General features: G+C 72.2%; 15 protein-coding genes and 1 tRNA gene. 7 read left to right on the top strand and 9 right to left on the bottom strand.

Annotated features, from left to right (window positions below; all coding sequences use genetic code 11):
* Positions 1-25: 25 nt before the first annotated feature.
* Both ACIBBF_RS06605 and ACIBBF_RS06600 read left to right on the top strand, forming a co-directional pair.
* Positions 26-670 carry a TetR/AcrR family transcriptional regulator gene (locus tag ACIBBF_RS06605; protein ID WP_397411720.1) on the top strand — a complete coding sequence of 215 codons (645 nt, stop codon included), beginning with the start codon at positions 26-28 and terminating at the stop codon, positions 668-670.
* 115 nt (positions 671-785) lie between these two features.
* Positions 786-873: transfer RNA gene (locus ACIBBF_RS06600), tRNA-Leu, on the top strand.
* 199 nt (positions 874-1,072) lie between these two features.
* Here ACIBBF_RS06600 and ACIBBF_RS06595 read toward each other — a convergent pair.
* Both ACIBBF_RS06595 and ACIBBF_RS06590 read right to left on the bottom strand, forming a co-directional pair.
* Positions 1,073-1,381 (bottom strand): hypothetical protein, encoded by a 309-nt coding sequence (locus ACIBBF_RS06595; RefSeq protein WP_397411718.1) that lies wholly within the window; start codon positions 1,379-1,381, stop codon positions 1,073-1,075.
* A 176-nt stretch (positions 1,382-1,557) separates the two neighbouring features.
* Complete coding sequence (locus ACIBBF_RS06590; RefSeq protein ID WP_397411716.1) at positions 1,558-2,040, bottom strand: MarR family winged helix-turn-helix transcriptional regulator; 483 nt, start codon at positions 2,038-2,040, stop codon at positions 1,558-1,560.
* A 95-nt stretch (positions 2,041-2,135) separates the two neighbouring features.
* Here ACIBBF_RS06590 and ACIBBF_RS06585 point away from each other — a divergent pair, with 95 nt between their 5' ends.
* Positions 2,136-2,756 carry an NADPH-dependent F420 reductase gene (locus tag ACIBBF_RS06585; protein WP_397411714.1) on the top strand — a complete coding sequence of 207 codons (621 nt, stop codon included), beginning with the start codon at positions 2,136-2,138 and terminating at the stop codon, positions 2,754-2,756.
* 50 nt (positions 2,757-2,806) lie between these two features.
* Complete coding sequence (locus ACIBBF_RS06580) at positions 2,807-3,457, top strand: NAD(P)-dependent oxidoreductase (RefSeq protein ID WP_397411712.1); 651 nt, start codon at positions 2,807-2,809, stop codon at positions 3,455-3,457.
* Between the two features lie 99 nt (positions 3,458-3,556).
* Here the strand turns inward: ACIBBF_RS06580 and ACIBBF_RS06575 are convergent, their stop codons facing one another.
* Complete coding sequence (locus ACIBBF_RS06575) at positions 3,557-4,012, bottom strand: hypothetical protein (protein WP_397411710.1); 456 nt, start codon at positions 4,010-4,012, stop codon at positions 3,557-3,559.
* A 143-nt stretch (positions 4,013-4,155) separates the two neighbouring features.
* Between ACIBBF_RS06575 and ACIBBF_RS06570 the strand changes: the two genes are divergently transcribed.
* Positions 4,156-4,902, top strand: a complete 747-nt coding sequence (locus tag ACIBBF_RS06570) for an SDR family oxidoreductase (RefSeq protein ID WP_397411708.1) — start codon at positions 4,156-4,158, stop codon at positions 4,900-4,902.
* A 97-nt stretch (positions 4,903-4,999) separates the two neighbouring features.
* Here the strand turns inward: ACIBBF_RS06570 and ACIBBF_RS06565 are convergent, their stop codons facing one another.
* The 5 genes from ACIBBF_RS06565 to ACIBBF_RS06545 form a co-directional block, all read right to left on the bottom strand.
* Positions 5,000-6,070 carry an SDR family oxidoreductase gene (locus ACIBBF_RS06565; protein ID WP_397411706.1) on the bottom strand — a complete coding sequence of 357 codons (1,071 nt, stop codon included), beginning with the start codon at positions 6,068-6,070 and terminating at the stop codon, positions 5,000-5,002.
* The gene (locus ACIBBF_RS06560) at positions 6,067-6,558 is read right to left on the bottom strand and encodes a MerR family transcriptional regulator (protein WP_397411704.1); all 492 of its coding nucleotides are present in this window, start codon (positions 6,556-6,558) and stop codon (positions 6,067-6,069) included. Before ACIBBF_RS06560 ends, ACIBBF_RS06565 begins: the two co-directional genes overlap by 4 nt.
* 122 nt (positions 6,559-6,680) lie before the next feature.
* A complete protein-coding gene (locus ACIBBF_RS06555) occupies positions 6,681-10,496 on the bottom strand; it encodes a S8 family serine peptidase (RefSeq protein WP_397411702.1) in 3,816 nt (1,271 codons plus the stop codon).
* Positions 10,497-10,685: 189 nt separating this feature from the next.
* Positions 10,686-11,702, bottom strand: a complete 1,017-nt coding sequence (locus ACIBBF_RS06550) for an SGNH/GDSL hydrolase family protein (RefSeq protein ID WP_397411700.1) — start codon at positions 11,700-11,702, stop codon at positions 10,686-10,688.
* A gap of 138 nt (positions 11,703-11,840) precedes the next feature.
* Positions 11,841-12,455, bottom strand: coding sequence for a TetR/AcrR family transcriptional regulator (locus ACIBBF_RS06545; RefSeq protein WP_397411698.1), 615 nt, complete (start codon positions 12,453-12,455; stop codon positions 11,841-11,843).
* 89 nt (positions 12,456-12,544) lie between these two features.
* Between ACIBBF_RS06545 and ACIBBF_RS06540 the strand changes: the two genes are divergently transcribed.
* Both ACIBBF_RS06540 and ACIBBF_RS06535 read left to right on the top strand, forming a co-directional pair.
* Positions 12,545-13,252 carry an SDR family NAD(P)-dependent oxidoreductase gene (locus ACIBBF_RS06540; RefSeq protein WP_397411696.1) on the top strand — a complete coding sequence of 236 codons (708 nt, stop codon included), beginning with the start codon at positions 12,545-12,547 and terminating at the stop codon, positions 13,250-13,252.
* Positions 13,253-13,337: 85 nt separating this feature from the next.
* On the top strand, positions 13,338-13,709 hold the full coding sequence (locus ACIBBF_RS06535; RefSeq protein ID WP_397411694.1) for a YybH family protein: 372 nt from the start codon (positions 13,338-13,340) through the stop codon (positions 13,707-13,709).
* A 124-nt stretch (positions 13,710-13,833) separates the two neighbouring features.
* Here ACIBBF_RS06535 and ACIBBF_RS06530 read toward each other — a convergent pair whose 3' ends face one another.
* On the bottom strand, positions 13,834-14,664 hold the full coding sequence (locus tag ACIBBF_RS06530) for an alpha/beta fold hydrolase (RefSeq protein ID WP_397411692.1): 831 nt from the start codon (positions 14,662-14,664) through the stop codon (positions 13,834-13,836).
* Between the last annotated feature and the right edge of the window lie 92 nt (positions 14,665-14,756).

Raw genomic sequence — 14,756 nt, 5'->3', positions numbered from 1 at the left:
TAGCAAGCATCGACGAAGGTGACCCATGACGACGTCTGACCCCACCCCGGCCGGCACGACCTCCCGCGCGCGACGTGCCGACGCCCGGCGCAACGAGCAGGCGCTCCTGGACGCCGCGGCCGCCGTGTTCGTCACGGACGGCGTGGACGCCCCCGTCCGGCTCATCGCCGCCCGTGCCGGGGTGGGCATGGGCACGATCTACCGGCACTTCCCGACCCGGCCCGCGCTGGTGGTGGCCGTCTACCGGCATCAGGTGCAGGCGCTCGCGGAGGCCGGGCCGGTCCTGTTGCGCGAGGCGGGGGACGCGGGCCAGGCCCTTCGCCGCTGGGTGGCGGGCTTCGTCGACTTCCTCGTGACCAAGCACGGACTGGCCGATGCCCTCGGGGCCGACGCGGGGGAGGGGGCGAACGCGCTGCACGAGTACTTCATCGACCGGCTCGTGCCGGTGTGCGATGCGCTGCTGGAGGCCGCGGTAGGCCCCGCCGCCTCGGGCCGCGTGACCGGCTACATGCTCATGCGCGGCATCGGGAACCTGTCCATCGGCGGGTGCGACGCGCTGCGCTACGACGCGTCGCGCCTGGCCCAGCTGCTGGTGGCCGGCGTGCTCGCCGAGGGGGGCGACCAGGGGCCGGCGTGCGGGGAGGTCTCGACGGCGCCGGGCGCGCGCTGAGGCGGATCCTGGCGCGCGGCCCAGGTCACACGCTTTTCGATTCGGAACCGACGCGTCCTGCGTGCTATGTTTTTCCACGCACCGGGACGGCGGAAACGCCGGGATCGGTCCACCTGTCCGGGTGGCGGAATGGCAGACGCGCTAGCTTGAGGTGCTAGTGCCCTTTATCGGGCGTGGGGGTTCAAGTCCCCCTCCGGACACCACTGATGACCTGCGGAGACGCTGAGTTCCGGGTCTCATGTGAGCACCTCGTGTACTCACCGCTACGCGTATGACGCCCCTGCCCTGCTCCAGGCGGGGGCGTTTTCGTCTCCACGACATGTCGCCAGCATGTCGTTGCTCTGTGCCATCGTGCCTGATGAGCCTCTGGTTCCGGTGGCCGTGCCGGACACCGGACCAGCGTCACGACCTGTTGCCGGGCTGGTGGCCGCTGGCGAGCTCGTGGGCCTCGGCGGCGAGCTCCGGCCAGTCCTCGGGGTCCGAGACCGTCACCCAGTCGGCGCCAGGGTCGTGCCTGAGGAGCACCGCGATGTCGCGCTCGATGAGATCTTTCGCGCGGCCGGCGGGCAGGCGGACGGCGAGCGAGGTGCCCGCCAGGAAGGCGAATGCTGTCTGGCGGACCACGAGGGCTCCGTCGCGCACCGTGACGTCGAGGTCCGGGTCCTGTTCGAGAGCGGTTCGGAGAGCTTCGTATCGGGCGTCCGCGGTCATCGTGCTGTCTCCTGTCGTGCACCTGGGGTGGTCTGACGACCATCTCGTCGATCCTATGGCTCGATCTCCGAGCCCACCCGGCTCGGTGCTGGTGGACGGGCTCTGGTTGGGGTCACGGGCCTGTGCCTCGACCACGAGAGCGCACGTCGTCGCACCGATCCCGCGAGCCCGAGCCGTCATCCGGCCGTGTCGAACGGCAGGTGCCCGTCCAGCCTGTCCCGGATGACGGCCGTCACCTCGGCCAGGGCGTCGAGCTGCTCCGGGGTGAGCGCGTCGATCACGAGGCGCCGTGCGGTGGCGAGGTGGCCGGGCATGGCGCGGACCAGTGCCGCTCGGCCGGTCTGCGTGAGCTGGACGTTGGTCGCTCTCCGGTCGTCCGGGTCGGGCGAGCGGTGGACGAGGCCGCGCTTCTCCAGTCGTGAGCACACGTGCGACAGCCGCGGCAGGGTGGCGCTGGTGGTCTCAGCGAGGGCGGTCATGCGCAGCGTGCTCTCGGGGGCGAAGCGCAGGGCGCTGAGCACGAAGAACTCGAAGTGGGTCATGTCCGAGTCGCGCTGGAGCTGGGAGTCCAGGGCCGTGGGGAGCAGCTGGCACACGGTGACGATGCCCAGCCAGGCGTCGGACTCCTGCTTGGTCATGCGGGCGACCTGGAATGCCATGGCCTCATCGTACGTTACTTGATGCGACAACCAAGTGTGTGCGACCGTGTGGGCGTTCGACCCATAGTTGTCGCAACAACCAAAGGATGGAAGACATGACGACGGTGACGATCATCGGGGCAGGCAACATCGGCGGCGCGGTCGCCGCGCTGGCGAGCAAGGCGGGGGCGGGTGTGCAGGTGCTCGCCCGGGACCCGGAGAAGGCGGCCACGGTCGCCGCACCGCTGGGCGCTGAGGCAGGCCGGGTAGGGGACGCGATGACGGGCGACGTGGTGGTGCTGGCGCTGCCGTACCAGGCCGTGGCCGAGGTGCTCGACCAGTACAAGGGCCGGCTGGCGGGCAAGACGCTGGTCGACGTGACCAACCCGGTCGACTTCTCCACGTTCGACGACCTCGTGGTGCCCGCCGACTCCTCGGCCACCCGGGTCATCCAGGACGCGGTGCCCGACGCGCACGTGGTCAAGGCCTTCAACGCCAACTTCGGGGCCACGATCGCCACCGGCGAGGCGGGTCCGCTGGTGACGGCGGTCCTGGTCGCGGGCGACGACGGCGCGGCGAAGCAGACGGTGGTCGACCTGGTGACGGCCGCGGGCCTGCGGGCCGTGGACGCCGGTGCGCTCAAGCGGGCGCGCGAGCTGGAGGCTCTCGCGTTCCTCGGCATCACGCTGGCCGCCGCCGAGAAGACCCCCTGGACCGGCGGATTCACGCTGATCTGATCATGCTGGTCTGAGGCTTCACGACCGGAACACGAGTGAGGGAGCAGGAAATGGCACGCATCACAGTCCTGGGTGGTACCGGTTACGCGGGCGCCGCCCTGGTCGCGGAGGCGCAGCGGCGCGGTCACGAGGTCACGGCGGTCAGCCGCACGGCACCCGACGCCCCGGTGCAGGACGTCGAGTACGTCACCGGCTCGGTGCTCGACGCCGACGTCCTGGATGCCGTCACCGCAGGGCGCGACGTCGTCGTGGTCGCGCTGTCGCCGCGGGGCGACATGGCCGGGCGGGTCGAAGGCGTGGTGGAGGACCTGATCGGGCGGCTCGCGGGCACGCCCACCCGGCTGGGCTACGTGGGCGGGGCGTCCTCGCTCCACGTCACCGAGGGCGGGCCTCGGCTGTGGGACGTCACCGAGGACCAGATCCCGGCCGAGACCAAGCCCGAGATCCAGACCGGCCTCGCCGCGCTCGAGCTGCTCCGCTCCAGCCCGGCGGGCCTGGACTGGTTCTACGTGAGCCCGCCCGCCGACTTCGGCGCGTGGCTCGGCACCCCGGACAAGGGCACCTACGTGCTGGGTGGCGACGTGCTGCTCCGGGCCGACGACGGGACCTCCACCATCTCCGCAGCCGACCTGGCGCTGGCGGTCCTCGACGAGGTCGACACACCGGAGCACCACCGCTCCCGGTTCACGGCCATCCACTGAGGGCCGAGGCGGCCATCGCCGGTGGCCCGGACACCCCTGATCAGGGGTGGCCGGGCCACCGTGCCGGAGCCGCACCCGCGGGCCAGACGGATCGTGGCCTCAGGTGCCGGGGCTGGTGGCCGCGTCCCCGTTCGATCCGGCAGGTGCTGTCCGGCGGGCACGCCAGGCGACCAGGAGCAGGACGAGCGCCAGTGCCACCTCGATGCCGAGCCCCGTGCCCACCCCGACGGCGTCGCGCAGCGAGAAGTGGGCGAAGTGGCGGACGTGGAAGGCGAAGTGGGTGGCGGCGTAGATCAGGTAGCCGGTGAGGGCGGACAGGACCACGTTCCGGTCGAGCGTCCGGGCGGCGACGTAGAGGACGGCGGTCAGGGCCAGGCCGAGCCCGCCGATGTCGGTGACGAGGTGCTCGTTGTACGGGGGATCGAGGCGCACGGTGGGGAAGTCGTCGTAGAACGAGCGGGGGAAGAAGTACTGCCAGACCGAGACGAGGGTCTGCAGCACGGCCAGGAGGAGGAGCCCTGCCCGAAGCCAGGTCGTGGAAGGTCCAGGTGTCATACCCGTCAGACAACGCGCACCGCCGATCGGTGACACGGCGCCGACGCCATGCTGTGTGACTCCGGTCACGCCGGGCCCCTGTCACGAACCGCGTGCCCGCGTGGTCGATGTGGTGTACACGGCATCGAGCGACGGGAGTGACGATGAGGATCGCGGTGGCCGGTGGTACCGGCGTGGCCGGACGGCTGGTGGTGGAGGAGCTCCGGACGCGGGGGCACGTCCCGGTGGTGCTCTCGCGTGGGCAGGGCGTCGACCTGCTGACCGGGGCAGGGTTGGACCGGGCGCTGGAGGGGGCCGAGGCCGTCATCGACGTCAGCAACGTGATCACGATGCGCAAGGCGGTCGCCGTCGGCTTCTTCGACCGGGCGGGGCGGCACCTCCTCGATGCGGCGCGGCGGGCCGGGGTGGGACACCTGGTGACCCTGTCGATCGTGGGCGTCGACCGGGTGCGCACCCCGTACTACGACGGCAAGCTGCGCCAGGAGGAGATCGTCCGTGACGGGTCGGTGCCGTGGACCATCCTGCGTGCCACGCAGTTCCACGAGTTCGCCGGCCAGATGCTCAGCAGCGTCGCGGGGCCGGTCGCGGTGGTGCCCACGGCGAAGGTGCAGCCCGTCGCGGTGCGTGAGGTGGCGCAGGCACTTGCCGACCTGGTCGTCGAGCCGGCGCGAGCCATGGCGCCCGAGCTCGCCGGCCCGCAGGTCGAGTCGCTGGCCGACATGGCGCGCCGGCTGATGGCTGCGGGTCGTGCCCGGCGGCGTCCGGTGCTGCCGGTGTACTTTCCCGGCGGGATGAGCCGCGGTGGTCTGCTGCCCACGGGGCAGGGTCCGCGGGGTACGCAGACGTTCGCCGAGTGGCTCGGCCAACAGACCCCGGGGACGCCCGCCTGACACGGCGGGCGCGAGACGCCGCGGCGCCGGCCATGGCGCCGCGGCGTGCTCGACCCTGACGGCCAGGTCTCCCGCGCGCGGCGAAGGGTGAGGAGCGTCAGGAGCCGTCGGGCAGGGTCAGGCCCAGCCGGATCTGCCCCTCGGCGGTCGCGACGATCGTGTCGCGGACGTCGCGGGGCTCCCAGCCCAGCACGGACCGGGCCTTGTCGTTGCTGATGACCGGGATGCGCCCCTGGAGTGCTGCGGCGTCGGCCAGCGCCGGGTCGGTCCGGGCGGCCTCGCGGACCTGTTCGACGGTCAGCTCGGTGGCGGGCAGCAGGTCGGCGGCCGCGGGGTAGTGCTCGCGCAGGATCTGCGCCATGTCGAAGAAGCTGATCGCGGGTCCGCCGACGGCGATGAAGCGCTCACCGGCGGCCTTCGGGTGCACCATGGCACGCAGGTGGGCGTCCACGACGTCGCGGACGTCGACGACGCCGAAGTACATGACCGGGACCACCGGCATCTGTCCGGTCAGCATGGCCTTGACCAGTCCTACGGAGGCCGACGGCCGGTCACCGAGCTGGGGACCGAAGATGCCGGTGGGGTTGATCACGGTCAGCTCGATGTCCCCGTGGGCCCGGACGTCGTCCCAGGCGGCACGTTCGGCCAGCACCTTCGACCGGTGGTAGGCGGGCAGCCCGGGAGTCTGCGGGTCGGTCCAGTCCAGCTCCGAGTAGTGGTCGTCCGGCTTGAGCGTGTAGCCCACGGCGGCATAGGAGGACGTCATGACGACGCGCGGGACCCCGGCCCGGCGGGCCGCGGCGATGACCCGCAGCGCGCCGTCACGTGCGGGGCGGATCAGCTCCTCCTCCGTCTCCGGAGGCGTGAACGGGAAGGGTGAGGCGTGGTGCAGCACGTGGCTGACGCCGTCCATGGCCTGCGCCCAGCCGCGGTCGTCGCTCAGGTCGGCGACGGCGAACTCCAGCCGGCCGGCCGGTTCGACGTCGGTCTGGCGGAGCGCGGACAGCACGGTGGCCTGCTGCTCGGGCCCGCGGACCGTGACGCGGGTGCGGTGCCCCTCGCGCACCAGCCGCGCGACCGTGTGACTGCCGAGGAACCCGGTGCCGCCCGTGACGAGCACGGTACCGGGCTCAGCGGGGGACGGGGTGATGAGGTCTTCTGTGCTCAACGTGATCGGTCCTTCGTCGTGGATTCGAGGTGAGCGCTGGTGATGTCGTGCATGACGCGCGTGACGGCGTCGATCGCCTGCGCCTCGGCGTCCGCGTCGCCGCGTACGCGGGCGTCCCACATGTCTGCCTTGCCGCGCAGGTACCTCAGGCGCACCTGGAGCTGTTCGATCTCGGCGGCGAGCTTGCCCGCCTGCGTGGTGAACAGGTCGCGTTGCTCGGCAGCGGCGGAGGCGCCCTGGGCGAGCAGGTCCAGGTAGCGGCGCAGGCCGTCGACGGTCATGCCCGACGAGCGCAGGCAGGCCAGCGCCTCGATGCGGTCCACGGCCTCGGGGCCGTAGCGGCGGTGGCCGCTGGACCCGTCCCGGGGGATCTCGCCCAGCAGGCCGATCTGCTCGTAGTAGCGCAGCGTCGGCTCGCTGAAACCGGACCTCCGGGCCATCTGCTGGATGGTGAGATCCGCGGTGTGCTCTCTGGTCGCTCCTGCCATGCCGACAGCCTCCGATACCTCAAGCGCTTGAAGTCAAGCGGGACCCGGAGACCCACGAAACCGAACGACGAAGGCCCCCGCCACCTGGCGGGGGCCTCCGTCGCGTACCGACGCCGGACGGCTCAGCGGCGGGCGTCCACCGCGAACGCGTCGATCACCGTCTCGGAGAACGTCGCGCCCGCCGCGTCCCGCGCCTCGGAGCGCAGCGAGACCGTCGTCGCCCTGCGCGGGACGGTGACGTTCGCGGTGTAGGCGCCGGCCGTCCGCGTCGGGGTGACGCGGACAGGCGCCCAGTGCGCGCCGCCGTCGGCGGAGAACCACAGCTTCAGGCTCGTCACGCGTGCGGTGCCGGTCGCGCCGTCCTGGTGCGACACCCTGAGGTCGAGCGCCGTGGTGCGCCGGTCCGCGGTGTTGTACTCGTCCAGCCCCCGCACCCCGTAGTCGAGCTGGAGCAGCGGCAGCACCTCAGGGGTCCTGGTCGCTCCCGAGGTGAAGCCCCACTCGGTCGTCACGTCGGTGGACAGCGGCCACCAGGGGGTCTCGCGCTGCGTGTCCAGCCGGATGCGGAACCGCTCGCGGGCCGAGCCGACGTCGTGCGTGGCGAAGGTGCCGAACGTGTCGTCGGTGAGCAGCTCGTCGCCCCGCCAGACGCGGAACCGGCCCGTCGACGCCTCGTCGGGACCCCACTCCTGGGCATGGCCCGCGCCGTCGACCCGGTAGGGCAGGTCGATCGCCAGCGTGCTGCCGTCGCGGTGGACGGCGGCGTCCTGCGGCGCTGCCGGTGACTCCCAGAACCCGCCGTGGTGCACCTGGGCGTTGTACGTCTCCTGGGGCTGCCGCCCGGGGGAGTAGGTCGTCGCCGTGCCGTCCACCCACGCGGGCCAGGCGTTCAGGCCCTGCGCGGCGGTGGCGCCGCGCTGGAACTGGACGCCGGGCTCGGTCGAGTAGTAGACCGTCCGGTCGCGCACGGCTCCGGTGGTCCACGACTGCTGCCAGCCGCTCATCGTGCTGCCGCTGGTGATCGTGACCCGCTCCGCGTTGCGGAGCCCGGGCGCGAACGGCTTGAACGACCGCAGCTCGGTCTCGACGGCGGCGAGGTCCCTGGCCGAGGGCCGGTAGGTGAGCGAGCGGGGGATCGTCGTGCCGTCCTCGGTGTAGCCCAGCACGTACTGGTAGGACGGCGTCGCGCGGCCCGTGCCCCGCAGGGTCGCACCGCGGTGTGCCGCGTCCACGAGGGCCAGCCCGAGGTCGCGCTCGAGCGTGAGCGTCGGCAGGGCCTGGTCCTCCATGGTGTTGATCGTCCGGTTGTCCACCTGGTGGTAGAACGGGCCGGGTGTGGACCCGTACACGATCAGCGCGACCGCGCCGGCGTCCTTCGCGGCCCGGGACTGCGGGTTGAGCGACAGGTCCCCGGTGTCCTCGACCAGCACGACCGCGCCCTGGGCCCGTACCTCGGCCAGCTCCTCGGGCGTGCCCGTCCCCCCGTCCACGAGCCGCGCCGCCATCCGGCCCTCGTACCGCGGCGAGCGGACCGCCCAGCCGAGCTCGCGGGACACGTCGAGCGGCTTGCCCCGGCCGGTGGCGGAGACGTCGAGCAGCGGCTGGTCGAGCAGGTAGCGCGACGCGACCGTGGTCCCGCCCGTCAGAGGGCCGTCGCCCGGCAGCACGTAGGCGGTGAGGTCCATGCCGCCGGTGTAGTCGCCGGTGCTGAACGAGACGTCGGTGACCACCGGACCGACGCGACCGGGCAGGTCGCGGACCAGCTCGGAGGACAGGGCGCGGGGAGCGACCTTCTGCGGCGTGTCCATCCGCACCGGCACGGCGGTGCTGCCGTCCAGCACGAGGGTCACGTCGCCCGCCGTCAGGTCGGCGTCCCGGGCGAAGTTGACCACGCCGTCCAGGAAGGCCGCCTCGGGCGACACCGCGTCGAAGAGCTGGCCCAGGACCGCGTACCGGCCGGCAGGCAGGCGCACCTCGGCCACGCCGTCGGTGAACTGGAACCACTGGTTCACGTTCGGGTCGTCGATGCCGTGGACCCAGCCCGCGTCGGGGTTGCCCGCGGGCAGCCCGCCCAGGCGGCTCGCCTCGATGCGCAGCGTGTACATGTCGGGGTCGACCTGGAAGGCCAGCACGGTCCGGACGGCGGGGAAGCCGGCCCCGCTCGCGCGCAGCACCCCGGCGAAGACGTCGGGATCGTCGACGCGCGGGTCGATCGTCACGTCGACCGACGCCGTGCCGTGGGCCGGGATCGCCAGGGAGTCGGCGGACAGCGACGCCAGACCCGCGGGGACCGGCTCGCCGTCGGCCGCGTTGACCGAGAGGGCGAGGTCCACCTCGACGGCCGTGTCCGAGTCGTTCGTGTACGTCACCGTCTCGGTCCGCGGCTCCTGGTCGGCCCGGGGCGAGTCGAACAGGCCGAACGAGAGGGACGCCGGCGTGGCGTAGACGGTCTCGGCGATCGCGCCGGGCACCCAGGCGCGGCCGGCGCCCTCGGCGAACACCGAGTTGCCCGCGGGCTGGGCGGAGCCCATGAGCACCGACTTCAGGGCCTCCCCGTCCAGGCCCGGGCGTGCCTGCTTGAGCAGCGCGGCTGCGCCCGCCACGTGCGGTGTCGCCATCGAGGTCCCGGACATGGCCGCGTAGTGGTCGCCGACCGGGACCTCCGGGCTGGTCCCCGCGGCCCGGGCGGCGACGATCCCGTCGCCGGGGGCCGCGATGTCCGGCTTGATCGCGTGGTCGCCGGCCCGCGGCCCCATCGAGGAGAAGTACGCGATGGCGTCCGAGTCCGTCACGGCCCCGACCGTCAGGGCGCTGTCGGCCGTGCCGGGCGTCGTGACCGTGAACGGCGTGCCCCAGTTGCCCTCGTTGCCCGCTGCGATGGTCACGAGCGTGTCGTAGCGCTCGGACACCGCGTCGACGGCGAGGGCCGCGGGGTCGGTCCCGTCGGTGTACGCACCGCGCACGCCGAGGCTCATGTTGATGACGTCGGCCCCGTTGGCCGCCGCCCACTCCATCGCGTCGATGGCCCAGGACTCCTCGCCCTCGCCCTCGTCGTTCAGCACGCGGCCGTTGAGCAGCCGGGCACCCGGGGCCATGCCGCGGTTCTCTCCGTCCGACGCCTCGCCGCTGCCCGCGATGATCGAGGCGACGTGCGTGCCGTGGCCGAGCGCGTCGCCGGCGCTGCCCGACCCGGTGAAGTCGCGTTCGAGGGCCACGACGCCGCCGTCGAGGTCGGGGTGGCTCGTGTCGATGCCGGAGTCCAGGACCGCGACGGTGACCCCCGTGCCGTCGACGCCGGCGTCCCACGCGTCGGTCGCGCCGATCTGGGGCGCCGAGTCGGCGTCCGAGGTCTCGAGCGGGGCGTCGAGCCAGACCTTGGTCACGGTCTCGCCCTCTTCGGCGGCGTCGACGAGCTCGCGGGCGTCGTCGGCCGGGACGTCGCCGGCGACCGCGTCGATGGACTCCAGGGACCGGTCGACGTCGACGCCGAGGGTCTTCCAGGCCGGCGCGCCGGCCCGCGCGGCGCGGGCGCTGGTGGTCCCGACGATCACGGGCAGGTCGGTGCCCTCGTCCTGCGCCGCGTCGAGCGCGGCGACGTCGAAGAGCCTCAGGTCGAGCCGGTCCGGGACCAGGGGCGCGACGTCCGAGGGGACGACGAAGTAGTGGCCGGCCGCGTCGCCGAAGGCCTCGTAGGTGACCGGGCGGCCGTCGGGGCGGGGTGCGGCCTCGAACCCGACGGTCGGAGAGCCGTCGGCGCCGGTGCCGGTGGTGACGCGGTCGCCGGTCACGAGGACGACGTCGGCGTCGGGGACCGCGGGCGGCGACGCCGCGCTCGCGGCCGCGTCCGGTGGCGTGGGGCTCTCGGCGGCCGCCGTCGGCAGGACGCCCACGACGAGTGCGGCGACCGTGGCCGCGACGACTGATCTTCTCGTTCTCACGACGATCTCCAGGGTTCACGCAGTGTGGTCCGCGCGGAAGGCCGGACCTGTCGGGCAGACGCTGGCATGCGTCCTGACCACTGCCGTGACGCCCGTGTGTCGAAAACGTTTCAACCCCTCTGGCCGAACGGGGTGAGCTGTCGGGTGCGACGGAGCCCGTCCGGCCCGTGGGCCGGACGGGCTCGCGTCCTAGGCGTGGGACCCGGTCGCCCGCCAGGCGTCGTAGTCGACGCCCTTCTCCTTCGCCAGCTCGCGCAGCCGGTCCTCGGTCGGCGGCCGGAAGAGCTTCGGCCTGATCGAGCGGTCCTGCTCGGCGTACCTCCGCTGGAGCTCCGCCTGATCCGCGGCGCCGGCCCGCGCCGCGGTGAGGACGGCGTCGGTCGCCACGCTGCTCGTCCCGGTCAGTACACCGCTGACGAGCGGGAGGTAACCGGTGGAGTGGCCGAGCCGGTTGGGGTGGTAGGACTCCTGGACGGGGTTGGAGAACCCGTTGATCCACTCGGTCGAGTCGCACACCGCGTGGCCGGTGAACCGGCTGACCGGGTTGACGAACGTGAACCCCCGCGCGGACGCCGCGGAGGAGGTGACCGAGTTGATGAGCACGACGGCGTTGTTGAGCGCCGTCTGGTCCTCGGGGCTGAAGAAGGTCGCGAGGTTGCAGTCCTCACCCATGAAGATCTTCGGGTAGCCCACCACGACGACCTTCGCGTTCGGTGCCCGCGTGCGGATCGCGCCGTACACGGCGCTCAGCCGGCCTGGGAGCGTGCCGTTGATGAACGAGCGGGCACCCGCCACCGCACCGGCACAGTCGCTGGCCCACGCCGGGAGGGCGCACTCGGTGAGCACGTCGGCGAAACCGGCGTCGTTGCCGCCCACCGAGATGGTCACGAAGCGGGTGCTGGAGCTCAGGGCGCTGAGCTGGGTGTTCTGCACGTCGGCCACGACCGCGCCCGAGCAGGCGCGGAAGTTGAGCGTGTAGCCCTTGGCCGCCGCGGTGAGGCTGGCGTAGGCGTAGGTCGAGCGCAGGCACTCGGTGCCGTCGTCGATGTAGGTCCTGGTGCCGGTTCCGGAGGAGTAGGAGTCGCCGAGGGCGACGTAGGACTCGCCGGCGGCGTACGACGGCGGCGCCGGTGTCGCCGTGAGTCCGATGGTGGCCAGGCCGGTCGCCGCGATGGCTCCGACGATGCGTAACAGGTGTCGCTTCATGGACAGCACCCCCGCAGGTATGCCGGGTCACCCCTGATGACCCGGTCTGTACCTTTATAGGCGGCACTTCCAGAAAAGGGCAATGGATTGTTAATGAACAGTGTACGATTAGTCAGGAACGCCTCAGGTCCGCCGGCGTCAGGCCGCGTTCGCCGGTGTGAGCCCGAGCAGCAGCAGGCTGTTCTGCCAGAGGGCGTCCAGGTGCGAGGGGTCGTTGAACACCTTGGCGAAGAGCACGAGCCCTTCGAGCTGCGCGACGATCGCCTTGGCGGCGCCGTCCACGTCCTCGACGGGGCGCTCCAGGTCGCCCGACTCGACGGCCGCGGCGAGGCGGGTGCGGATCATGTCGATCTGCTCGTCGAAGATCTCCTGGAGCCGTACCCGTACCGGCTCGTTCTGGGAGCTGACCTCCAGTGCCAGGTTGCCGAAGAGGCAGCCCGTGACCCACCCCGTGCCCGCGCGGGCGTCGATCTGCATCTGGGCGGTGGCGTCGAACAGCCCGCGCAGCCGTTCGAGGATCGTGCCAGGGCCGTCCAGGATCTGCGCCCAGACGCCCTGCTGCCAGGACCAGTGGCGGTCGATGACGGCCAGCGCCAGTGCCTCCTTGGACGGGAAGAAGTAGTAGAAGGACCCCTTGTTCACGCCGGCGTGCGCACAGAGCTCCGCGACGCCGATCGAGCCGTAGGGGCGCTGGGAGAACAGTTCCACGCCCGCTTGGATCAGGCGTTCTCGACCATCTGAGCTTCTCGGCATGTTGACAGTATACGACCGGTCAACTATAACGGGAAGCGGTCGGTAGTTGACCGACCGTCTACTAGATCGAACGACAAGGAGCTCAGGCAATGAGCACTCGCAAGGTAGCCATCGTCACGGGGGCCTCCCAGGGCATCGGTGCAGGCCTCGTGGTCGCGTACCGGCAGCTCGGGTACGCCGTCGTGGCCAGCTCGCGCACCATCGACCAGGAGGAGGCGGACGACCTCGCGGTCGTCGCGGGAGACATCTCGGACCCGGCGACGGCGGACATGATCGTCAAGACCGCCGTCGAGCGCTTCGGGCGCGTCGACACGCTCGTGAACAATGCCGGCGTCTTCATCGCCAAGCCGTTCACCGAGTACACCGCCGAGGACCTCGACACCATGGTCGCCATCAACGTCGGCGGCTTCTTCCACCTCACCCAGCGCGTCATCCCGCACATGCAGGGGTCTGGTGGCGGACACGTCGTCAGCATCACCACCACCCTCGTCGAGAGCGCGCTGTCCGTGTTCCCCTCCGCCCTGGCCTCCGTGACCAAGGGTGGTATCGCCTCGGCGACCCGCGCGCTGGCCATCGAGTACGCGGCGCAGGGCATCCGTTTCAACGCCGTCTCGCCCGGCGTCATCAAGACCCCGATGCACCCCGAGGAGACGCACGAGGCGCTCGCCGGCCTCCACCCGATGGGCCGCCTCGGCGAGATCGACGACGTCGCCCGCGGCGTCGTCTACCTGGAGCAGTCGCCCTTCGTGACGGGCGAGTTCCTGCACATCGACGGCGGGCAGATCGCCGGCCACTGAGCCGTGACGGGGCGGCCCGCCGGGCCGCCCCGTAGGTCCCGCCCGCCATCCCGTCGTCGAACGACCGAACCAGGAGACCCTTGTCATGACCCACCCCGAAACCGCCACCGCCACGATCTCGGCGCTGCTCGACCGCTGGGCGGACGGCATCCGCCGCCGCGATCTCGAGCAGATCGCCGCCCAGTTCACCGAGGACGCCCTGTTCCAGGGTTTCGACCCGGAGCCGGCCTTCGGCCGCGACGCCGTCATGGCCTACTACGGCAAGCAGCCGGTCGGGCTCACCGCCGATCACACCGTGCTCCACACCCGCGAGGTCGCACCGGGCGCCGCGCTCGGATACGCGGACGTCACCTTCCGCCGCCCGGACGGGCCGGTGCGCGTGCACCTCACCGTCGTCGCCGTGGAGCGGGACGGACGCTGGCTGATCAGCCACTACCACGTCTCCCGCGTGCTGTAGGGAAGCGCGACGGACCGGATCACGTAGGGCGACGGCAGCGGTTCCCCGCGTCGGAGCCTGCACCGTGACACGCGAGCGGGCGGCGGCGGGTGCCCGCCGGGCACCGCGTGCGGGCAGCAGCGGCTCAGGTCAGGAAGGCCTCCAGCAGTGCGGCGAGCTCGCCCGGCCGGTCCTGGGGGATGATGTGCCCGCAGTCCGGGATGACGTGGCCCACGATGTCGTCGGCGAGACGGCTGAGCTGACGGAACGTCGCGTCCCCGACGGGGGCGGCCCCGACTGTCATGACCGGCATGGTGAGCCGACCCGCAGCGGCGTCGGCGATCTGTGCCGCGCTCGCGGGCAGGGCCCGGTAGTACTCGAACGCGGACCGCAGCGAGCCGGCCCCGGCGTAGGTGCGGTGCACCTCGGCCCGGAAGGTGGCGTCGACCCCGTGGCCGCGGGTGCCCGCCCGGAGGAAGAAGTCGAGGTAGGGGGCCTCGTTGCCCGCGAGGACGTGCTCGGCCAGGCCCGGCACGGCATGGAACCCGAACCACCACGGGGCGCCGTCGCGCAGGAAGTCCTCGGCGCCCGGCAGGGTGCCCACCAGTCCCTCCATCGCGACCAGCCGGCGGACGCGTGCGGGCGCGGTCAGGGCCAGGAGCGTCGCGGTCGAGGCGCCGAGGTCGATGCCCACCACGTCTGCCGTGGCGACGTCGAGGGCGTCCAGGACGGCGACGGCGTCCGCCACCGTGGTCGCGGCGTCGTACCCGCCGGCCGTGCGCTGCGAGTCGCCCAGCCCGCGCAGGTCGGGCGCGATCACCGTGCGCGCGGCGGCGAGCCGGGGGATCACTGGCGACCACACGGCCCAGGTGTGGGGAAAGCCGTGCAGCAGCAGGACCGCCGGGCCGGAGCCCGCGATCGCGACGTTCAGGTCGGCGCCGTGGGCGGTCACGGTCCGTACATCGATGCCGGTCATCTCTCGTCCTCCGGTAACCATTGGTGACAACGTCACCGTAGGTAGGGTGGTGCCGGCGCGGAAGAGCGCACTTCGGTGAAAGGTGGTTACCC

The sequence above is a fragment of the Promicromonospora sp. NPDC050880 genome (genome assembly GCF_044456525.1).
Lineage (GTDB): Bacteria > Actinomycetota > Actinomycetes > Actinomycetales > Cellulomonadaceae > Promicromonospora.
Note: the sequence above shows the minus strand (reverse complement) of the source record. Positions and strands in the feature narration are given on the sequence as shown.